Here is a 21644-nt window from a genome sequence, read left to right on the forward strand (position 1 = left end):
ATCTGCCGGATAGCCGCGAGCTGAAGAACTTCTAAAAAAATTGATAGAACTTTCTGATGCATCTCTCGAATAATACGACTTGATTACCAGGAATAAATATGATGGATTTGTTAAGATTTAATTACACAACTTTGTTGAAAAGAAGCAAGAATCTACCTTATCGTGAACAAATAACAAAAATAACGATAGTGTTAATGACGTTTCTCAAGGAAAATGGGTTGATTAGGATTGAACCATTTAAAGATGATGGTAGCTTGAAAGAAGATCTTATCTTATATAGTTCTGATCTTACTGATGTCGGTAACTTATTATTTAAAGAGTACTATCCAAAATGGTCGTCATATATAGATCGTGGCGGAGATGTAAATAATACAAAAATATTGAATGATGGTTTGAATATATTGGAAAACAAATAAATAAAAAAGCCGGGGCGAGAAAGTTAATGGAGAGGTTAAAAGGAGATGTTAGAAAACTTTGAGTGTTGGGTGCGCAAAAAAACTGATTTAGATTTAGATATTGTTCATAATAAAAATGAATATTCGGAAAGTATTGTCATAGATTTTGATAATGATAGGTTTATTTGTAGGTTTACCGTTTGGGATGATTTAAGTTGTATGTCAGAAATAATGGATGCCGAAACAGGGAGGTATAAGCTTAACCAACGAGATGAATTTTCGAGCTACAATGAGCTTATAGATATATTTAATGTGTTTATAAGGAATATAAATTAAAAAAACGGAGAGTGAAATTATTTCCTCAGTTATTTTTAGTGGTTATTTAAGGTGATAAATATCAAAGAATTGGCTCTTTAACCTCTGCCATCATTAAGTAAAGGATAATGTTACCAGTCATTCTGAAACAACCAGAAGAAAAATATTGGCCGATCTTTTTTAGGTAGTAAAGTTATATTTTATTCATGAATTATGGAACTCTTTTGAAAAGTTTATAGAATTCTGTGGATAATGATTCCTTTAAATTAGTTAATCATTTTAATGATGAGATTTACTCTTTTATTTAAGAATGCTATTTTTATTAAAGCAATAATGGATGAGAAGCTAATTGTCTGGGATAATATTAAAGACATAGCCCGCTTATTCGATGGCGAAGCGAACAGGATGTACAGACTTTGATTATCAGTTTGATTTTATAATAATTACGGGGTGTCTATGGGTTCGTGGCATAATTATCAGCAAGAAGTACTTAACCTTTTAATCCAGCAAGAGTTTTCCGCTTTACACGAAAAATATCAGGGTGATGAAATCTACGCTGTGGTATTAGTATTAGATGATGACGCTCTTTCAAGCTATATGGCTATATCTACAAAGGTAAGTATTGAAAATATGCATAAGGGCATTGAGTGGGAGGGGTATTCCTGGGTGCTTGGTTTTTTTGATGATAATGATGATGTCGGCGTCCGTTCTTTCACAACTATAATGATGGAGCATTATAATGAAGATATTCTTCCTTTACTGCCTGAAGGATATGACTTTGATCCTGAAAGAAGAAGAAATATTAATCTCTATGTAAGTGCCATGAAAAAGGCAAAACAACAGCTATGTGTCTCTCTCGGCAGTAACGTAAATAATATTGTCTTTTATATTACTATCCCCGGCGAACCGGAAATTGATCATGCTTCTGCGTTAGAAATTAATGAGCCTTCAGATAATCTGAGTTGGTTCATTAAGACTTATAAGTATTTTTTATAACACTAGCTTCCTGATATTTATAAAAAACTACATCCCTGCCATACCGCGCATTCAAGGACTGATATGATGCCTTTAACGCTCATGCTGCGTCATCCCAAAAAGCTCTTACTTTTTCTGGCTCTCTGTAGCCTGAGTGCGTTCGCTGATGAAAGGTTTTCCGGCCAGTGGGAAGGCGAGAATGCGGCAGGATCTGTGCTAACGCTGGACCTGAAGCAAAACGCGCAGGTGATAAACGGCACTTACTGTTACATCACGCAGCGCTGCAACCGTATCGACTGCGCCGCGCCCGGGGAGACGAATTTGCGCGGTACCAGTACGGGCAACCGGGCCGATGTGGCGTTTGATTCCACTTTCGGCGGCGTTAACGGGCAGGCGAGTCTTGAGGTTGAAGGCGACAGGATGACGTGGCGGCTCATCAAGGTTCCTGTAAAAGGTGGCTATTATGCGCCGCAAACATTTACCCTGACTCGTAACCGTGTTGGTATGCAATCCAGGTAACGGTATTACACTGATAAACCGCTATCTGCTGCCTGCCCGACATTAATAAGATGATTCATAGTGAATAAATGAAACCCCAACGTCAGACATTAAGGATAATATGATTTTCATTCGCCATACCGGAAAGGCCATTACCGCTGCGTTAATAACGATGTTAATGATCAGCGGCGCTTCAGCCAGCACAACCTCCGCCAGCCTCTGGCAGTTTATTGGTGCGATGCGGTCATCCTTAGCGGATATCAACGTCGCCACGCTTAACCACGCGCCTTTAGCATTCCAGCTAAATTCTCAGAACGAATACATCAATTTTTACCGGGCGGAAGATGTCGTGTTTACTGCCGCAGGGAAGCTGACCGATATTGAATTGCGGCTGAGCAGAGATCCGCAGGAGAAGACGCTGCTGTTTATCTCTCACTGGCAGGGGGCGTGCCTGACGCTTAATGACGTGAAACAGCATTACCCCGTATTGACGATAACCGACACCCCGCGCGGTCATTCCGAGAATGAAGTGACCAGCTACACCACGCCTGCCGGTGCGTCTGGCGAGGCTGTCACGTTCAGCTTTAGCGCGAAAACGCCAGATTGCTTAAACGACGTCATTATCAGCCGGGAGAAGTAACGCCGGGCGCTTGCCGTGTGTGCCGACAGAACGAAGCGCTTCGCGCTTGCCGTTGAGCGCGCACAGCCGCACGGCGCAAAGGCGTCTGTTACCCCAAATCATGCAAAAAACCTCTCCTGTGCCGGGGTAAATAATCCGTTATTTGCCCGACCCACCATAATTAGTGGTTCCCCTAAGCTAAATATTATCCTTTCATATAAAAAGCCTTTCTCAGCGCGGTAAGTAAAAGAAAATTCTCTTTCTTTCATGAATATTTCAGCGCGTTATTAGTGATACTCTCCATAAAAATAGTGCGCGAGTCGCCAGAATTTATCCCAACCATCAATCCTTACGCTCAGTGGAATCAGAATAGTCTGTATATTCAGAATAATGGCGGTTTTTCGGTGAGTCACTTATTGGTATATTTACACAGCAAGCGCGTGGCGTTTGTATAGCGTCTTTTTTACCGCTTCGTTACCTGACATTTCCTGATATGGCTTAACCTCGATCGAGGCTATGGCAGCGGTAGCCGTATTATGAAATTTCATGTCGCCTGCAATATGAAATTAACTAAAACTGCAAAGTGTTTCTGGCAGAGTGTCTGCTGCGCGGCCAGAAGCCTGAAAGGTATGCGTCATTTGCTGCTGTGCTGTGATTTACGGGCATAGCCAGGTGGATGTCTCCGGCTCTGGTATGCACCGCATATACACATAGGGATGGAAGTTATGTTTAACCGAATCACCGTTCAGCTCCCGGTCGAGGGGCTGCTTTTCTGGAAACTCTCCGGGCGCGAGGCGCTGTCGGAGCCGTTCATGTTCACCCTGACGCTGCTCGGCACCGATGCACGCGCCGACCGCAGCGCGCTGCTGGGCCAGCCGGTGACGGTGACCATCCCGACCCAGGCGCTGATGACGCCGCGCTACCTCAACGGCAAGGTGACCCGCGTGGCGGTGAGCGCGGTGGAGCTCTCCGGCACCCGCTACGCGGCCTATGAGCTGACGGTGGAGCCGGACCTGTGGCCGATGCAGCGCGACCGTAACCTGCGCATCTTCCAGGGGCAGACGGTGCCGCAGATAGTGAAAACCCTGCTGGGCGAGAGCCGGGTGAACATGGAAGAGCGGCTCTCGGGCAGCTACCGCGTCTGGGAGTACTGCGTGCAGTACCAGGAGAGCAGCCTCGATTTCATCAGCCGCCTGCTGGAGCTGGAGGGCATCGCCTACCACTTCCGCCACGAGCAGGACCGCCACACGCTCATCCTCACCGACGCCCCCGGCCAGTATGAGCCGTTCCCGGGCTACGAGACCATTCCCTACCATGTGACCCCTTCCGGTGGTTCAACCGACGAAGAGGGTATCAGCCAGTGGGCGCTGGAGGACAGCGTGACGCCGGGCATCTACAGCCTCGACGACTACGACTTCCGCAAGCCGAACGCCTGGCTGTTCCAGGCGCGGCAGAACCCGCTGTCGCCGCAGCCGGGGAGCATTGACGTCTACGACTGGCCGGGCCGTTTTGTGGAGCACGGCCACGGGGAGTTCTATGCCCGCATCCGCCAGGAGCGCTGGCAGGTGGAGCACCGCCAGACCCAGGGCACCGCGACGGCGCTCGGTATCGCGCCGGGTCACACCTTTGTGCTGCGCAACGCCCCGTTCTTCGGCGATAACGGCGAATACCTCACCACCGTGGCGCATTACCGCTTTGAAGAGAACCGCTACGCCAGCGGGCCGGACAGCAACACCCTGCATGAAATCCGCTTTGAGGTGATACCGGCGGATGTGCCGTACCGCCCGGCGCAGAAGACGCCGTGGCCGCGCACCTACGGCCCGCAGACGGCGAAGGTGGTCGGCCCGCAGGGCGAGAGCATCTGGACCGACAAATATGGCCGCGTGAAGGTGAAGTTCCACTGGGACCGTCTGGGCAAGGGCGACGACACCAGTTCGAGCTGGGTGCGCGTCTCCAGCGCCTGGGCGGGCCAGGGTTTTGGCGGCGTGCAGATACCGCGCGTGGGCGACGAGGTGGTGGTGGATTTCATCAACGGCGACCCGGACCGCCCGCTGATAACGGGCCGCGTGTATAACGAGGCCAGCATGCCGCCGTGGGCGCTGCCGGCGGCCGCGACGCAGATGGGTTTTTTAAGCCGCTCGAAGGACGGCTCGCCGGATAACGCCAACGCCCTGCGCTTTGAGGACAAGGCAGGCGAGGAGCAGGTGTGGCTGCAGGCCGAGCGCAACCTCGATACCAAAGTGAAAAAAGATGAAACCCACAGCGTCGGCGGCTCGCGGATACTTTCTGTTAAGCAGGACTACACCGGCAAGGTTGAAGGCAAGCAGGAACACGCCATTCAGATGAGCCGCAATGAGCTGGTCGGGGGGCAGTACGACATCAAAGGCCAGGGCACGGTGACCGTTTCTTCCGCGACCGGCATTCGCCTGGTCACGGGCGATTCGGTGCTGGAGATGAGCGCGAACGGCGAGGTCAATCTCTACTGTACAAAATTCGCGATCAACGCCAGCGGCACAGGGCAAATCAATACCGGCGGCACGCTCGATCTGAACCTCAAGAAGGAACCGGACAAAGCATCAAACGTCGCGCCGACGCCTGGGGATATCCAGAACGAAGTGGCAAAAACATTTAATTCCGACGGAGAGGGACAGGCATGAGCCAGGTGAAATATACGTTATCAGAAGGGACGCTGACGCTGCCGGAAGCCGTGCAGGATCGCAGCATGACGATATTGACGCTGCCGAAAGCGCGCGCCTCTCTGGTGCTGACCCGCGCGTGGGACGTCAAGCCTGGCGAAGAAGAAGCGTACCTGAAAGGCCAGGTCGCCAAACTTAAACGCGACATGAAAAAGTTTTCTGGCGGCGAAGTGATTAACACTCAGCTGGGCGGCAGGCCTGCGCAGGAGGTGGCGTTGCGTTTTGATAATCACAGCGTGACCGTTTACGAGCAGTTAATCGCGACGATGCTTGACGATCACCTGCTGGTGATGGCGATGAGCCGCAACGCGCCCTTTGATGAAGACGCGCTGGCGGTATGGGAGTCCATTAAAGCGGGTCTCGAATTTACGCCGGGAGAGGGAGCGTAAGCGTGTCCGAACTGTTAGCTGCCCGTATTCACGATCCGCTGGTTCACAGCTCTCTGATTGCCGATGTGGTTAGCGGCGTGGTGGAGGGGGCCATCTGTCTCGCCGCGCTGGCAGGGGGCATGGCCCTCATGTCGAACCCGTTTACCGCTGTGATAGGCGTGGCGGTTATTGGTGTCGCCTATGCGACCGACTGGCCGGAAAAGATCGGTGATTTTGTCGGTAAGGGCGTTGACGCCATCAGCAACTTCTTTGGCGGGGGCGGCCCGCCCGATGCAACTATCAGCAGCGGTTCTCCCAACGTTTTCATTATGCGCAAAGCGGCAGCGCGCGCGGCGGGTACCGTCGATCATAACTATCTCAACAACCCCGTTCCGCAAGAGAGCTTTTTCGACGCCGCTAAAAAGATGGCGGTGGGCATGGCTATCGATATTCTTGAGCTGACGCAGATTAGTATGCCCACCATGGATGAGATATGGGCGGGAACGAAAGCCGTCGCTAAAAACAGCGGAAGCACCATCAAAAACTTCGCGACCGGCGTCTGGGATAACCTCACCCAGCCGGTGGTCGAGGGCGCCAGCCCTTACGCCGAAGCTGCGCCGGGCGATACCGTCGACTGCACTAAAGGGCATATGGCCACCGGCACCAACTTTCTGGCGGAAGGCTCGAAAAAAGTGCTGATCAACGGGCAGCCAGCGAGCCGCAACGGCGACCGCAGCACCTGCGAAGCCAAAGTCCAGGTACTGGAAAACTCGCGGGTGTACATCGGCGGCGAGAGCATCGTGGTGCGCGATATCCGCAGCGGTAAGAATTTCTGGGCGCGGCTTATCGGTAACGCCATCGGCAGCCTTGGGCCGGGAATATTGCGCAATCTCAGCAAAGGGTTATTCAGGGCGATATTCAACCGTCGCATGGGCAAGATGTTCTGCTGCCAGCTTCTTTCTGATTTCACCATGGGACTGACGACGATCGCCCTGCTTCAGGCGGGACGCATTGGCAGCGAATCGCGCCAGACGCAGCACCCGGTGGATATCGCCAGCGGCGCGAAAATCCTCGCGGGCGGCGAAGACCGCGATTTCACGCTGGAAGACCGCATTCCGCTTATCTGGCAGCGTGTCTACAACAGCCGCAATCTGGCGACCGGTATGCTCGGCGCCGGCTGGCTGCTGCCGTTTGAGACCCGCTTCTTCCGCCTTGAGAACAACGAATTTATCTGGCGCGATATGTCCGGCCGCGATCTGGGCCTGGGCGAGCTGACCCCCGGCGACGTGGTGGATTATCTCGAAGACGGCGTTACGCTCTATTACACCGTCAGCGGCACGCTGATGCTCCAGATGACGAGCGGCGAATACCACGTCTACGAACCGGACCCGACGCGTCCGGGCGAGTGGCGGCTGTTCCGCATCTACGATCGTCACGAGAACTGCCAGTACTACAGCTGGGATGAACACGGCAGGCTGGCGCGGATTTCCGGCGACAACGAAGCGCTGGATGTCGAACTCGCGTATGAGAAAACGCATGGCCGTCTCGCCAGCGTGCATCAGGTATGCAACGGCGAGCGCCGCCTGCTGGTGACTTACGGCTATAACGAACATGGCCAGTTGACCGACGTGACCGACGCGGACGGCATCGTCACGCGCCGCTTCGGCTGGGATCGCGCCAGCGACATGATGGGCTGGCACAGCTACTCCACTAACCTGAGCGTGCATTATCAGTGGCAGCCCGCCGCCGATGCGCCCAACTGGCGCGTGTGCGGTTATCAGGTGCTGGACGACCAGGACAATGTGCTGGAGCGCTGGCGCATTGATGCCGACGAGGCGAAACGCTGCGCCACGGTAAGCTGCGACGCGGGTTTCTTGACGCGCCACTGCTGGGATTTCCTCTACCGCATCACGGAATACACCGACCGCCACGGCGGCGTGTGGCGCTACGAGTGGGCGGATTATGCCGAGCTGCTGACCGCGGCCACCACGCCGGACGGCAGCCGCTGGGTATACGGCTACGACGAGCACGGCAACCTGACGGAAGTGCGTGACCCGCTCGGCCACAGCACGTTCACCACATGGCACCCGGCGTTCGCCTTCCCGGTGAAGGAAGTGCTGCCGGACGGCGCCACCTGGCAGTATGAATACAACCCGCGCGGCGATGTGGTCGCGCTCACCGACCCGAAAGGCGGCGTGACGCGCTTTGAGTGGAACGAGCAGGGCGACCTGGTTCAGCAGACCGACGCGCTGAACAACACGCACCGGTTCTGGTGGAACGAGCGCGGGCAACTGGTGCGCGACGAGGACTGCTCCGGCAACCAGAGCCACCGGCTTTATGACGACGCGGGGCGACCGCTCAGCGCCAGCGACGCCGAAGGCAACACCGACCGCTGGACGCTGACTGCGGCGGGGCGTCTGCGCACCTGGCGGCGGGCGGACGGCCGCGAGACGCACTATGAATATGACAGGGCCGGGCTGCTGTGCGGGCAGGATGACGACGGGCTGCGCGAGCGCAAAGTCACGCGTAACGCGCGCGGTCAGGTGGTGAGCGCCGCCGACCCGGCGGGCCATCTGACGCGCCTGCGCTATGACCGCTTCGGCCGTCTGACGACGCTGGTGAACCCGAACCGCGAGAGCTGGCGGTTTGAGTATGACGCCGCAGGCCGCCTGACGGGCCAGCGGGATTACGCGGGCCGCCTGACGGAGTACCGCCACGACGCGCTGGGGCAGGTGACGGAGGTGATTCGCCATCCGCTGCCGGGCAGCGCGGACGCGCCGCTTGTGACTGCCTTTGAATATGACGTGCTGGGCCGCCTCACCGCCCGGGAAACCGCAGAGCACCGCACCGAGTACCGCCACAACACGCTGTCGCTGGAAATCCGGCGAGCCACGCGCGCCGAATGGCGTCAGGCGCTGCTGGAAGAGCGCGAGCCTGAGTGGGATGCCGTGCTGGTCTTCACCCGCAACGCGGCGGGCGAGCTGGTGAGCGAGGAGAACCACGGCGGGAAGTTCGGGTATGAGTACGACGCCCTCGGTAATCTCAGCAGCACAACATTCCCGGATGGCCGGGAGCTCGCCACCCTGCGCTACGGCACCGGCCACCTGCTGGAGATGCAGCTGCGCCACGGCGGGGCGACACATACGCTGGCGGCGTACGGCCGCGACCGCCTGCACCGGGAAATCTCCCGCAGCCAGGGCGTGCTCTCACAGGAAACGCGTTACGACGCCGCCGGACGCGTCACGCAGCGCACGGTGCTGGACGCGCGCCGCGAGCTGGTGTTTGAGCGCCGCTACCGGTGGGACCGCACCGACCAGATAGTCCAGCAGATACACACCGATGCGACTCCGGCGACGCCGGGCGAAAAATACAGCCAGTACCTGTGGGGCTACGATGCCGCAGGCCAGGTCACGAAAGCCGTCGAACCGCAGAAGGAAGAGCGTTTCTTCTGGGACGCCGCGGGCAACCGCACGGAGGAGCACCGCAACCCGGTGTGGCACAACCTGCTGCTGCGCCTCGACGGGCTGAAGCTCGATTACGACGGGTTCGGCAGGCTCACGCGCCGTCAGGATAAAAGCGGCGTTATCCAGCACTTTGCCTATGACGATGAGCAGCGGGTGAAGGAAATCCGGTTTGAGGGGAACGCAGAGTTCCGCCGTGTGGAGTACCGCTATGACCCGCTGGGCCGCAGGACGCATAAGGTTCTGTGGCGTTATAACGACCGGCAGCCGGAAACCATCCGCTTCGGCTGGCAGGGCCTGCAACTGGCCGGCGAACAGAGCGACCGCGAGCCGGACCACTACGTTCAGTACGTCTACACCGAAGGCAGCTACGAGCCGCTGGCGCGCATCGACAGTGTTTTCGACGACTGCGAGATTTACTGGTACCACACCGAGCTCAACGGCCTGCCGGAGCGGGTGACGGACGCGGACGGCCAGACCGTCTGGCGGGGGCATTTCAGCACCTGGGGCGAAACCGAGCGCGAACTCAGCGTACCGCAGTGGCAGGTGCCGCAGAACCTGCGCTTCCAGGGCCAGTACCTCGACCGCGAAAGTGGCCTGCACTACAACCTGTTCCGCTATTACGACCCGGTTGCGGGGCGTTACACCCAGATGGACCCGATTGGGTTAGCGGGCGGGATTAATACCTACAGCTATGTGGGTGATCCGCTGACGTGGGTGGATCCATTGGGGTTGATGTGTGAAACAACTTCTAAAAAATGGATTCAGGCATTCGAGAGAGAACATGGGGATGCTGGTATTCATGGTCTTCGAAGACATGGGGCTGGTACTACATTGGAACAGCAAAAATATAGGGCTACTACGGGTTATACACCTGATGCTGTGCCTGGGCGTCCTGTGGATGCTACACGATTCCTTACGTATCAAGACCATCAGCAAGCAATTGAGAGAGCATTAAAAGAGTATGATCCTAAAATTCATACGAATGGCAAAGTAGATTTTGATATGCCCCAGACTGTAGCTGAAGGTTATAAGATGGGTGGTGAGGAATATTTTAGCACAAGGAGAGTTCGTGCAAGTTTTAATACGAAGACAGGGAAAATGTATAGTATATTTGGAATTGCGGAGTAAATATGAAAAAAATTAGCAATAGTTACGTTTCAATGGTTTGGCAGTCGCTTGCTGAAGACCCCAATATGGATAGCTCTTTTATAGGGTTGAACCTATCTAATGAAGAAAGCTTGGATTTAGTATTAAAAGGCTTAATAAAGCCATCATATGATAATCTTCCACCCTTTATTAAGGATAGATGCAAAAATAGCTTTGCATATGCAATAAGCTTTTATGATGAAAAGCAACTCAAGCGTCTTTATGAGTCAGCGATCCCAGTATTTGATCCACCAAGTAAAATTAGTATGAGGGAGTTCTATATTATTGTTTGGGATATTCTTTTTCCTGGGGAGGATTTCATGATAAATAACCCTGATGATTATATTGAAGTGGCTTTTGGTGATTTGTATAAGAAATAGTTTTAGAAGAAGATGATAGTAATATAATAACCTATTATATCGACGCAATCATTAACTGTAATCATCAAGAGCTTTGCTCTTGATGATTTTCATGTTTAATTTTATTAACAATAAAAAAATAAGAAACTGCGCGAGCGTAAGGTGACGCGCCACGCGCCACGCGCGCCGAATGGCGTCAGGCGCTGCTGGAAGAGCGCGAGCCTGAGTGGGACGCCGTGCTGGTCTTCACCCGTAACGCCGCGGGCGAGCTGGTGAGCGAGCGCCGCTACCGGTGGGACCGCACCGACCAGATAGTCCAGCAGATACACACCGATGCGACTCCGGCGACGCCGGGCGAAAAATACAGCCAGTACCTGTGGGGCTACGATGCCGCGGGCCAGGTCACGAAAGCCGTCGAACCGCAGAAGGAAGAACGCTTTTTCTGGGACCCGGCAGGTAACCGCACTGAGGAGCACCGCAACCCGGTGTGGCATAACCTGCTGCTGCGCCTCGACGGACTGAAGCTGGATTATGACGGGTTCGGGCGGCTGATTCAGCGACGGGACAAATCCGGCGTTATCCAGCATTTTGCCTATGACGATGAGCAGCGGGTAAAAGAAATCACCTTCACCGGTCATGCGGAATACAGAAAAGTGGAGTACCGCTACGACCCGCTGGGCCGCAGGACGCATAAGGTTCTGTGGCGTTATAACGACCGGCAGCCGGAAACCATCCGCTTCGGCTGGCAGGGCCTGCAACTGGCCGGCGAACAGAGCGACCGCGAGCCGGACCACTACGTTCAGTACGTCTACACCGAAGGCAGCTACGAGCCGCTGGCGCGCATCGACAGTGTTTTCGACGACTGCGAGATTTACTGGTACCACACCGAGCTCAACGGCCTGCCGGAGCGGGTGACGGACGCGGACGGCCAGACCGTCTGGCGGGGGCATTTCAGCACCTAGGGCGAAACCGAGCGCGAACTCAGCGTACCGCAGTGGCAGGTGCCGCAGAACCTGCGCTTCCAGGGCCAGTACCTCGACCGTGAAAGCGGACTTCACTACAACCTTTTCCGCTATTACGACCCGGTCGCCGGGCGTTACACCCAGATGGACCCGATTGGGTTAGCGGGCGGGATGAATACCTACAGTTATGTGGGTGATCCGCTTACAGGTATTGATCCTTTCGGACTCGCGCCTTGTCCAGTCAGAGAGGTTAATGGCGCAAAAATATATGGCAAAGGGCAAGTTGATAAAACACCTGGCCATAATCAGTTTTCAGAAGTTATCGCTAATAAATTAGCAATGAGTGGTAAGTTTAAATAGATCATACAGTTTTGCTCATGGTCCTGGTGTTTCAGGAAGAAGGCCTGATATTATGGCTATTGATATTAATGGGAAAACACATTCTATTGAACTCGCTTCAAAAACAGATATGGGCAAGAAATTGCCAACATTAACAACACGAAACCAAACTGCAATGAGTAACCTACCCGGTTCACAGCAGGGTGAGATCATTGTTTTTAAACATCAATATGATGCTTATCACATAAAATCCGTGCTGGATGATTTAATTGATAGTATATAGGAGATAGTATGACTTTTGGCGTGTCTATTTATGGTACAAATGAAGTTACTCCTGTTGATGCTTTTAATGAAAGCTCTCGCTTTTTTAAGTTTATTAAGATGACTCCAAATGCTCAGGGTTATTACGCTTTTTGCAAAACCTCTGGAGACGAAGACATTGACTTTATCGAGGCTGATTTAGAACATCTGAAAATTGCTTTAGATAAAGGGGAAGCAAAAGATTTTAGAATATATCATGAAAGTAATAAAGATGGACCATGGAAGGCAGCATTTGGTTTCTCAACCAAAGAATTTGGTGGCTTTTTTCATATCGATATCCAATATGAGGGTAACGATTTTAAGTCACTAATTTTATTTTTGGAAGAGTTCTTCGCAAATAATATTGCGGCTTATGCTATTGGTTATAAATGCAGTGATGTATATGACGCATATTATTATGCTGCCGGGGAAAATATGGTCAAGATTTTCCCTTGGGAAAATGCACTGGCTTTTAATAAAGAAACTGATGGTAGATTTAAAGGTGAAGCTCGATTTAATTCTACTATGCTAAGACTGGTTTATCCTTTAAACATAATTAATTCTTTTCATCTAAAAATTAAAGTAGGTGAGTTAACTTTATCAGAAATCATTTCAAAGAATTCATGGGGTGAATTAAAAAAATCGATGGTGCCGATGAGCGATGGTTATGGACTGTGCCAGAAGAGCTATTAGAACAAATAAATAACGAGCTTGGCTCTCAGGGGGTGCTAATTTCTTGGAAGAAATACGCACCTAAAAAAATTAAAATGTTACCCAGATAGAAATTATTAATTAATTTCTTTATTATAAGCATTCAGGGCGGACTCTCCGCCTTATTCTGCATATAGAATGAAAGGATAGGAATAGACTTATGTTTTAATAATAGTTCAGGAATTAATCTTACGAAGATGCATAATCTAATATCAATTCACCTAAAAAGCTAGTTAATATTATTAAATAAATATCTAAATATTATATAAGTATTATGATTGCTATTTATTTTTATAATATCCATTCGGTAGTCATCCATGGGACGAAAAAAATATTAAGCATTTTCATATTTCGATATGGATCGCGCTGGTGGTGCTTTAAATAATCATAAAGACCATAGTCTATGGTCAAGGATATTTAGTAAAGGATATTCGTAGTGAATAAGGAATATACATTAGAACCAATTGACTTTTTATTCTCAGAACAATTTTTCAAAGGTGTTGATGAACAAAATTTGAGTGATTTTTTACTTGTTAAAAGGAGGGAAGATGCGTTTTTGTTCGCTTTTGAACAAAACCTTCCATCCGGATATAAAATTTGGCAAGATGTCTTGTCTGAATACGAAAAAAAGTTACGTGCCAATAGCTTATTTTCAAGTGCACAAAGTTTTGTCTCTGCTGAACTAGAAAATCGCCAAAAGCAAAATTCTTCTCTACTTTTGGAATATCGGAAAAAGAAGATTAAAAATATAAACTCTGAATATGATGATTTTTTATTTTCGGAAGCCAGGCAAGATGCATTTTCTGTTTTAGCTCTTGTTTGTATCAATCGATATCTTGATAATGAAATAAAAGATGATTTTTTTGAGAGAGTATATGGCCTTTATAAGAGCGGCGGCTGGGTATGTGGTATGAAAAAAGAACGCTTTTTGTTATTTAATCCTAATTTAACAATATGAAACATATTGATGCCTGTATATTTTTTGAATCACTTAAAGTAACTATAAATTAACTTTCTTAGCTTATAGCTTATCAAAGAGCGTAATGGTCTTTGCATTATTTCCCTGCGTTAAGGTAAAGGACGACCTATCACAATTTAATTCAGAGCGAAGGTTTAATTTAACACTGGAGTGATTATGCAAGTTTTTGTGGATGTTTACATGGAACCTATGCTGCTTTCCCGCAAGCCTGAGCTTCTTGCTGGAAGCAATGGAAATGTATTAAACCTAGAAAATATTAATGATAAGAAGTTGGCTTTGCATCTTATTTTTGATCAACAATTGCCTGAACAATATTTGGTATGGACTGATTTTTTTGCTGAGGTTACTTCCGAATTATTTTTAAACCCTCTTTATAAAGAATCGCAAGAAGCTATTAAAAAGCAAATGATGATTTCAAAAGGGGATGCTTTAAAAGAAAATATCAGAAAGCGTAAAGCATATCTTTTAAAGAAGAAGATGGGTCTTGCGGAAAATAAAAAATATGAGGATTTTATAAGCGAAGTTAGCGATGAGGTTATATATATGTTGAGTATGGTTTCAACTCAGCGATATATTAATGGAATTGTGCCGGGATCACCTCTTGAAGAAATATATGAGATATTTAAAGCGGGGGCTATGCCTTGTGGTGTGAAAAAAAATAAAGACATTGTAGTATTCAATCCTGCTGTTTTAAAGTGACTTTAATTTCTTTATATTAAATGCATCGCCTATCCAAGGCAATGCATTTTTTATAATGTTAGTTCTGTGATGTTATATTTTCAACAAAGTGTTCTTTAGTTGGAATTATTAATTCTACTTTTGTAAAGGGAATTTATCTTACCGCCCGCGAAACCGCGAAACCGCGAAACCGCGAAACCGCGAAACCGCGAAACCGCGAAACCGCGAAACCGCGAAACCGCGAAACCGCGGAGCACCGCACCGAGTACCGCCATAACACGCTCTCGCTGGAAATCCGCCGCGCCACGCGCGCCGAATGGCGGCAGGCGCTGCTGGAAGAGCGTGAGCCTGAGTGGGACGCCGTGCTGGTCTTCACCCGTAACGCCGCGGGCGAGCTGGTGAGCGAGGAGAACCACGGCGGGAAGTTCGAGTATGAGTACGACGCGCTCGGCAACCTCAGCAGCACAACATTCCCGGATGGCCGGGAGCTTGCCACGCTGCGCTACGGCACCGGTCACCTGCTGGAGATGCAGCTGCGCCACGGCGGAGCAATGCACACGCTGGCGGCGTACGGCCGCGACCGCCTGCACCGGGAAGTTTCCCGCAGCCAGGGCGTGCTCTCGCAGGAGACTCGTTACGACTCCGCAGGCCGCGTCACGCAGCGCACGGTGCTGGACGCGCGCCGCGAGCTGGTGTTCGAGCGCCGCTACCGCTGGGACTGCACCGACCAGATAGTCCAGCAGATACACACCGATGCGACTCCGGCGACGCCGGGCGAAAAATACAGCCAGTACCTGTGGGGCTACGACGCCGCGGGCCAGGTGACAAAAGCCGTTGAACCGCAGAAAGAAGAGCGCTTCTTCTGGGACGCCGTGGGCAACCGCACCGAAGCGCACCGCAACCTCCCACCATCATAGAAAACCGCAACTCATAACAGTCCGATTGAGCGTGTTTTCCATAAAAAGCGGTAGATTGACATCTGGTTTCAGTACAGAGTCAAATAAACTTATAAATTATAACCGGCATTTTAATGCCAGAGGCTTTCGAAATGATTAACAATTAAGTTCATTTATGGATAGGGAATAACTTTTCATCGGCAGATGACTATACGCGTTATTTTGAATTAGATTATTCTACCGATGGTGATATAGACGATCCTGATTATCAAGTGTGCGGATTCTGTAGAGATTTAGGTATCAAATGGTACGATGAAGATTTTATTGGCATTATACGCAGAGAAAGTAAAGCAGTTCCGTTAGATGATCTGCTTGAAGAAGCTGCTGTAGACGAGGGGGTGAAAGAAAACGTTAAATCGAAATGTTACGCATCAGGAATTCAAAAAGCGAATGCTTTAGTATGGTATGCCGACTCCGCATTGAATATGAAGCCAGATCCATCAATTAGCTATAATGGTTTAAAGTACATTGGCCTGTTTGAAGGCGATTGATGTAATGATATTAAAAAATGTTTTGAAGTTAGTTATGCTTTTAACAAACAACTAATGTGCAAATATAGAGTATTTCTAAGAGAGAATGAAAATATCTTACGAGTTTTTCTGTTTAAAAATGACTTTAAGGAGCACTTACCCATGGTTGAACTGGTCGATCCCGAAAGAAAGATAAGTAACATTGAGTGGACAGAATTTGCAAAAAGCTTTCCTGTACCCCTGCCGGAATCCTTCAAAGCGCACTATTTAAGAATAAACGGCGGTTACTTAGCTGAGGAAGACGTTGAGGCAGACCGGTGGGGAATCCCTGTGGGTGGTTTTAACCCGATCAAGTATGGACAGCTTCCCATTGAAACACTCATTAGCGACATAATCAGCATTACGCCTGCCGACAGCGAATACGGCCCCTGGCATAAAAAGGAATTTATCCCGTTCGCTTATGATAACGGCGGTCATTCCTTTTTTCTGTCATTAAAAGAAAGTGATTACGGTCGTGTCTATCTCTATGCCGAAGACGGCGATGCCCTTTTTGAGGTTGCAGATTCATTTGAGAATTTTATAAGGGCATTATACCGACTTTAAATGTGACTATTTTCAGGATAAAGGCGAGATAACGCCCGGCGGCTTTTTCCTTTTTTGCCGCCTTTCAACCTTTATCAACCCGATTTTACCGTCTTCTTTTTATCAATTAATGCTTATCTGTTGCCGCATCGGTTATATTGCCTGATCATATGCACAGTGAAATTATAAGAAAATATCGAATTATGGCGGCTGTTGCATAACCTTAAGGTATATAACTTATTGTCTGTATTGAATAAATTTCACATAAGGCAGGAAATTGCCCTCAGGACTTTTAATTGCCCGATGAAACGCGTTATCCTCTGCCGGAAATGCGGTTTAGCTTAACGCAAATACACCCAGCATAAATGTGCGCTTTTAAATATGGCGGTCGCCCGTGTGGCGTCGTGTTCTCTTTTTTACAGGTAGCAGAGCGTGTTACGCCCAAAATAGATAAAGACTGAGTTATGAATTTATTCCCCGTTAGTGACAGTAACGTAAGTGAATTAACCTTTGTGGTTTCCCGAGCCTCTGCCAATGCGGATGATAAGGTCCATGCCGTCGCCGCCCGCATCGTCAGAGAAATGGAAACCTCCCTGCCCGAATTCCGTCTGGAATCCACGGAGATGACCATTATCGACGGTGAACCGGCGGTCGATATGTTCTATCAGTATATGGAAGACAATACGCCGGTGTTTCAACGCCAGACGGTGATCCTGGTAAACGATGCGCAGGAAGGCAAAAAAATGGTGTGCTATATCGGCACCTGCATCGGCGAGTTTCTGGATTCACACCACTGGCAGTATCAGGAAATTATGCAGAGTATTAAGTTTCACCGGCAGCAAAAAAGCGCCTGAAGACGAGTGAGAGCAGGGAAGGGAAAAAGAGCGCCGCCCGAATGAGCGGCGCAGAGTGTTACGCTTTTTTCGCTTCTTCAGCGGCTTTCACGATGACCGCGAACGCGTCCGCCTTCAGAGAGGCGCCGCCTACCAGCGCGCCGTCGATGTCCGGCTGGGTGAAGAGCTCTGCCGCGTTAGCCGCGTTCACAGAACCGCCGTACTGAATGATAACCTGCTCGGCGATTTTCGCGTCGGCTTTGGCGATGTGGTCACGGATGAATTTGTGAACTGCCTGCGCCTGTGCCGGGGTGGCGGATTTGCCGGTACCGATAGCCCATACCGGTTCGTAAGCAATCACAACGCCTTCGAACGCCGCAGCGCCCTGGGTTTTCAGCACAGCGTCGATCTGACGCGCGCAGACTTCTTCCGTTTTGCCCGCTTCGTTTTCAGCTTCGGTTTCACCAATGCACAGTACCGGCACCAGACCCTGCGCTTTCAGCACGGCGAATTTCTTCGCGATCAGCTCGTCAGATTCCGCGTGATAAGTACGACGCTCGGAGTGGCCGATAATGATGTATTTCGCGCCGATATCTTTGAGCATTTCAGCGGAAGTTTCACCGGTGAACGCGCCGGAGAGGTTAACGTCGACGTTCTGAGCGCCAAGAATGATGTGGCTGCCAGCGGCGGCCTGCTTCGCCAGATCCAGATACATCGCCGGCGGGGCGATCGCTACGTCGCAGCCGGTCACGCCAGCCAGCTCTTTACGCAGGTTAGCTACCAGCTCGTTTACCATGTGGCGGCTGCCGTTCAGTTTCCAGTTACCCATCACTAAAGGATGTCGCATTTTTACTCTCCACGCGCTAAGCGAATTAAGGAATATTGCTGCCCGTCAGGCAGCGCGGTCTGTGAAACAGTATAGAGATTCGAACCCGGAAAGGCTTTGCTTTTTGTCATTTATTGCTCCCTTCCAGCGTTTGCGATAACGCCAGCTTAATCGGTTCAACGGCGAAGGTAAGGCCCTTTTCGCCGCTGTCTGCGACTATATAGCGAATCGCGCCTTCGGCCTGGCTGAAGTAGCGTTTGCCCTTGCCCTCGGTCAGTAAGTGCGTCAGCCGCTGCTGGCTTTGCGCTTTGCCCATTTTCGGCGTGAAGCTCCGCAGCAGCGCCGCCATATACTCCAGCGCTTTGGCTTTCGCGGCTTTCTGCTCCGGCCCCTGAATGGGCAGCCAGGTTATCTGGATGCTTTTGATTTTCAGCGTGCCGCGCTCCAGCGCCGTGGAGGCATAGAGGTTTTCATTAATCTTGCTGGCCGCGCGCATCAGGTTGACCTTATCGCCTTTCACGTCGATGGCGCGAAATTCATTGAGCGGGAGCGTGGGGTTGTCGGCATTGAACCGTTCGCGAAACTGGGAAATCGAGAGGTCAAACGTGGGCGAGCCGGGCAGCAGGTACGGCGCGGTCGGCGTCAGCGTCTGTGGGTCGGTTTCGGCATCAGCGAAGCGCGCCGCCAGCGGCAGCGTCAGAAAAAGAAGATAAAACAGCGGCTTCATGATTCACCTTTCCCGGTTGCGTATCACAGCGATTAAAACCATATCGGGCTGGCTTGTCAAAACCCGTCCGCGCCAGGGTAAACTGTGCGCCACACATACAGTAAGGTTTAGGCTATGACCCTTCAGCAGTGGTTGTTCTCTTTTAAAGGCCGGATTGGCCGCCGTGATTTCTGGGTATGGATAGCGCTCTGGGTGGCGTCGATGATTATCCTTTTTACCCTGACAGGCAATGATTTACTCAATACGCAGACCGCGGCGTTTATACTGGTGTGTCTGCTGTGGCCGACGGCGTCGGTGGTGGTGAAACGCCTCCACGACCGCGGCAAATCGGGCGCGTGGGCGCTGTTGATGATCCTCGCGTGGATGCTGCTTGCCGGTAACTGGGCGGTGCTGGGCGGCGTCTGGCAGTGGGCCGTGGGGCGCTTCATCCCGACGCTCATCATGGTGATGATGCTGCTGGACCTGGGCGCGTTTCTCGGCACCCAGGGCGAGAACAAATACGGCAAAGACACGCTGGATGTGAAGTACCGCTGATTACCAGTAGTGCTCCGCCGTCATATGCCCCGGACGGCGGCGCAGATGCTTCGCCATCTGGCGGGTATCTTTCAGCAACTGCTGCGTATCGCGCACCATCTGCGGGTTCCCGCACAGCATCACATGACTGGTCGCGGTGTCCATCGGCAGCCCGACCGCCTCTTCCAGCGCGCCGCTTTCAATCAGCGCCGGCACCCGCCCGGTCAGCGAGCCTGAGACCGTTTCACGGCTCACCACCGTCTGCACCCGTAACTTGCCTTCGTAGCGCTGTTGCAGCTCCAGCATCAGCGGTAAGTAGCTCAAATCCTGGGCGTAGCGCACCGCGTGCACCAGCACGATATTTTGGAAGCGCTCGAGATCTTTACCTTCCTGCAGAATCGACAGATACGGGCCGATGGCGGTGCCGGTCGCCAGCATCCATAACGTCTCGCACTCGGGAATTTCTTCCAGCACGAAAAAGCCCGCCGCGTCGCTTACCACCATCACCTCGTCACCGGGCTGCATCGCGTGCAGCCGCGGGCTGAGTTTGCCCTCCGGCACCGTCACCAGGTAAAACTCCAGATCCGGGTTGCCCGGCGCGTTGACGTAAGAATAGGCGCGCTGCACGCGCTCGCCGTCAATCTCAAGACCCAGCTTGGTGAATTGTCCGGCGGTGAAGGGCGCGACAGGGGCGTGAACCACGAGACTGAAGAGAGCATCGGTCCAGTGCTGAACCCGAACCACTTTACCTGTAACCCAATCCGCCATGTTTCGCTCCTCTGTTAGCTGTTACTTTATCTTCGCCAGCGCCGCGCACCATTTCCAGCCCGAACGGGCCGGAAAGCTCGTTCCGACAAACGATTACAGAATGTGTGTCTGGATCTCCGGGTCTTTGCGATCGAGATAGTGAATCGACTGAATGCGGCGAATGGTGCGCGATTTGCCGCGGATCAGCAGCGTCTCGGTGGTGGCGATATTGCCCTTGCGGGTAATGCCGTCCAGCAGATCGCCCTTGGTGATGCCGGTCGCTGAGAAAATCACATTATCGTTGCGCGCCATCTCATCCAGTTTCAGCACGTTGCCCGCCGCGATGCCCATCGCCTGACAGCGCGCGAGCTCCTGCTCGCCGATGCGGCGGTTTTCCGGCGTGTCGCCTTTCACAACGTGACGCGCCAGCAGGCGGCCCTGCATATCGCCATCCAGCGCGCGGATCACCGCCGCCGACACCACGCCTTCCGGCGCGCCGCCGATGCCGTAAAGCACGTCCACTTCGCTGTCCGGCATACAGGTCAGAATAGACGCCGCCACGTCGCCGTCAGGAATGGCGAAAACGCGCACGCCGAGCTGCTGCATCTGCGCGATAACCGCATCGTGGCGCGGCTTGGCAAGAATAGTGACGGTGAGTTCATTAAGCGGTTTATCAAGCGCCGCGGCGATGTTTTTCAGGTTTTGCTCAAGCGGCAGGCTGAGATCGATAACGCCTTTCGCGCCGGGGCCGACAATCAGCTTCTCCATATACATATCGGGCGCGTTCAGGAAGCTGCCCTTATCGCCCACCGCCAGCACCGCCAGCGCGTTGGCCTGGCCCATCGCCGTCATGCGCGTGCCTTCGATAGGATCGACCGCGATATCAACCGCGTCGCCGGTGCCGGTGCCGACCTTCTCGCCGATGTAGAGCATCGGCGCTTCATCGATTTCCCCTTCGCCAATCACAATCTGCCCGTCGATATCGACTTTATTGAGCATAATGCGCATGGCGTTAACGGCCGCGCCGTCAGCGAGGTTTTTATCGCCGCGTCCCAGCCACTTGTACCCGGCCAGCGCCGCCGCTTCGGTGACGCGTGAAAATTCGATGGCAAGTTCTCGTTTCATGACTCTTTTCCGCAAGATTAACTGCGTCGGAGTGTAGCACAGAGCGGGTAACGGCTGTTAC

The 21644-nt window shown here is 51.8% G+C and carries 22 protein-coding genes and 1 pseudogene; 19 read left to right on the forward strand and 4 right to left on the reverse strand.

The features are described from left to right. Window positions 1-98 precede the first annotated feature (98 nt). The 18 genes and pseudogenes from AFK65_RS00325 to AFK65_RS00400 all read left to right on the forward strand — a co-directional run bounded on the left by AFK65_RS00325 (window position 99) and on the right by AFK65_RS00400 (window position 17666). A complete protein-coding gene (locus tag AFK65_RS00325) occupies window positions 99-416 on the forward strand; it encodes a hypothetical protein (protein WP_226993478.1) in 318 nt (105 codons plus the stop codon). Between the two features lie 45 nt (window positions 417-461). Next, entirely contained in the window at window positions 462-731 is a 270-nt protein-coding gene (locus AFK65_RS00330) for an immunity protein TriTu family protein (RefSeq protein WP_032805085.1), read from the forward strand. A 435-nt stretch (window positions 732-1166) separates the two neighbouring features. After that, window positions 1167-1706, forward strand: a complete 540-nt coding sequence (locus AFK65_RS00335; protein WP_032805086.1) for a DUF4303 domain-containing protein — start codon at window positions 1167-1169, stop codon at window positions 1704-1706. A gap of 63 nt (window positions 1707-1769) precedes the next feature. Further along, window positions 1770-2204 carry a hypothetical protein gene (locus AFK65_RS00340; RefSeq protein ID WP_032805088.1) on the forward strand — a complete coding sequence of 145 codons (435 nt, stop codon included), beginning with the start codon at window positions 1770-1772 and terminating at the stop codon, window positions 2202-2204. Between the two features lie 100 nt (window positions 2205-2304). Then, entirely contained in the window at window positions 2305-2823 is a 519-nt protein-coding gene (locus AFK65_RS00345; RefSeq protein WP_032805090.1) for a hypothetical protein, read from the forward strand. Between the two features lie 704 nt (window positions 2824-3527). Next, a complete protein-coding gene (locus AFK65_RS00350; RefSeq protein ID WP_053531606.1) occupies window positions 3528-5459 on the forward strand; it encodes a type VI secretion system Vgr family protein in 1932 nt (643 codons plus the stop codon). Further along, window positions 5456-5887 (forward strand): DcrB-related protein, encoded by a 432-nt coding sequence (locus AFK65_RS00355; RefSeq protein ID WP_007703995.1) that lies wholly within the window; start codon window positions 5456-5458, stop codon window positions 5885-5887. Before AFK65_RS00350 ends, AFK65_RS00355 begins: the two co-directional genes overlap by 4 nt. A 2-nt stretch (window positions 5888-5889) precedes the next feature. Continuing rightward, on the forward strand, window positions 5890-10458 hold the full coding sequence (locus AFK65_RS00360; protein ID WP_236692220.1) for an RHS repeat-associated core domain-containing protein: 4569 nt from the start codon (window positions 5890-5892) through the stop codon (window positions 10456-10458). Window positions 10459-10460: 2 nt separating this feature from the next. Continuing rightward, window positions 10461-10856, forward strand: coding sequence for a hypothetical protein (locus AFK65_RS00365; RefSeq protein WP_032805094.1), 396 nt, complete (start codon window positions 10461-10463; stop codon window positions 10854-10856). A gap of 152 nt (window positions 10857-11008) precedes the next feature. Next, window positions 11009-12028 (forward strand): annotated as a pseudogene (locus AFK65_RS21660) (RHS repeat-associated core domain-containing protein); the annotation flags it as partial. A gap of 181 nt (window positions 12029-12209) precedes the next feature. Next, window positions 12210-12419: a hypothetical protein gene (locus AFK65_RS21665; RefSeq protein WP_144421389.1), complete on the forward strand. Its 210-nt coding sequence runs from the start codon at window positions 12210-12212 to the stop codon at window positions 12417-12419. Window positions 12420-12427: 8 nt separating this feature from the next. Next, window positions 12428-13129: a hypothetical protein gene (locus tag AFK65_RS00375; protein ID WP_050555883.1), complete on the forward strand. Its 702-nt coding sequence runs from the start codon at window positions 12428-12430 to the stop codon at window positions 13127-13129. Between the two features lie 454 nt (window positions 13130-13583). Beyond that, the gene (locus tag AFK65_RS00380; protein ID WP_038858449.1) at window positions 13584-14105 is read left to right on the forward strand and encodes a hypothetical protein; all 522 of its coding nucleotides are present in this window, start codon (window positions 13584-13586) and stop codon (window positions 14103-14105) included. Between the two features lie 177 nt (window positions 14106-14282). Next, window positions 14283-14825, forward strand: coding sequence for a hypothetical protein (locus AFK65_RS00385; RefSeq protein ID WP_032805097.1), 543 nt, complete (start codon window positions 14283-14285; stop codon window positions 14823-14825). A 341-nt stretch (window positions 14826-15166) separates the two neighbouring features. Continuing rightward, window positions 15167-15721, forward strand: a complete 555-nt coding sequence (locus AFK65_RS00390; protein WP_038858446.1) for a hypothetical protein — start codon at window positions 15167-15169, stop codon at window positions 15719-15721. Between the two features lie 158 nt (window positions 15722-15879). Then, window positions 15880-16251: an immunity 22 family protein gene (locus tag AFK65_RS20500; RefSeq protein ID WP_226993514.1), complete on the forward strand. Its 372-nt coding sequence runs from the start codon at window positions 15880-15882 to the stop codon at window positions 16249-16251. A 141-nt stretch (window positions 16252-16392) separates the two neighbouring features. After that, window positions 16393-16833 carry an SMI1/KNR4 family protein gene (locus AFK65_RS00395; RefSeq protein ID WP_007704029.1) on the forward strand — a complete coding sequence of 147 codons (441 nt, stop codon included), beginning with the start codon at window positions 16393-16395 and terminating at the stop codon, window positions 16831-16833. A 491-nt stretch (window positions 16834-17324) separates the two neighbouring features. Beyond that, the gene (locus AFK65_RS00400) at window positions 17325-17666 is read left to right on the forward strand and encodes a DcrB-related protein (RefSeq protein WP_236692221.1); all 342 of its coding nucleotides are present in this window, start codon (window positions 17325-17327) and stop codon (window positions 17664-17666) included. A 58-nt stretch (window positions 17667-17724) separates the two neighbouring features. Here the strand turns inward: AFK65_RS00400 and tpiA are convergent, their stop codons facing one another. Together tpiA and AFK65_RS00410 are read right to left on the reverse strand one after the other, a co-directional pair. Further along, window positions 17725-18492 carry a triose-phosphate isomerase gene (tpiA, locus tag AFK65_RS00405; protein WP_007704049.1) on the reverse strand — a complete coding sequence of 256 codons (768 nt, stop codon included), beginning with the start codon at window positions 18490-18492 and terminating at the stop codon, window positions 17725-17727. A 106-nt stretch (window positions 18493-18598) separates the two neighbouring features. After that, on the reverse strand, window positions 18599-19198 hold the full coding sequence (locus tag AFK65_RS00410; RefSeq protein ID WP_007704051.1) for a YiiQ family protein: 600 nt from the start codon (window positions 19196-19198) through the stop codon (window positions 18599-18601). 114 nt (window positions 19199-19312) lie between these two features. Between AFK65_RS00410 and AFK65_RS00415 the strand changes: the two genes are divergently transcribed. Continuing rightward, complete coding sequence (locus tag AFK65_RS00415) at window positions 19313-19732, forward strand: DUF805 domain-containing protein (protein ID WP_007704056.1); 420 nt, start codon at window positions 19313-19315, stop codon at window positions 19730-19732. Here AFK65_RS00415 and fpr read toward each other — a convergent pair whose 3' ends face one another. Continuing rightward, a complete protein-coding gene (gene fpr, locus AFK65_RS00420; protein WP_007704059.1) occupies window positions 19733-20479 on the reverse strand; it encodes a ferredoxin--NADP(+) reductase in 747 nt (248 codons plus the stop codon). Window positions 20480-20572: 93 nt separating this feature from the next. After that, on the reverse strand, window positions 20573-21583 hold the full coding sequence (glpX, locus tag AFK65_RS00425) for a class II fructose-bisphosphatase (protein WP_038858444.1): 1011 nt from the start codon (window positions 21581-21583) through the stop codon (window positions 20573-20575). Between the last annotated feature and the right edge of the window lie 61 nt (window positions 21584-21644).

It is taken from the genome of Cronobacter universalis NCTC 9529, assembly GCF_001277175.1.
Taxonomy (GTDB): Bacteria; Pseudomonadota; Gammaproteobacteria; order Enterobacterales; family Enterobacteriaceae; genus Cronobacter; species Cronobacter universalis.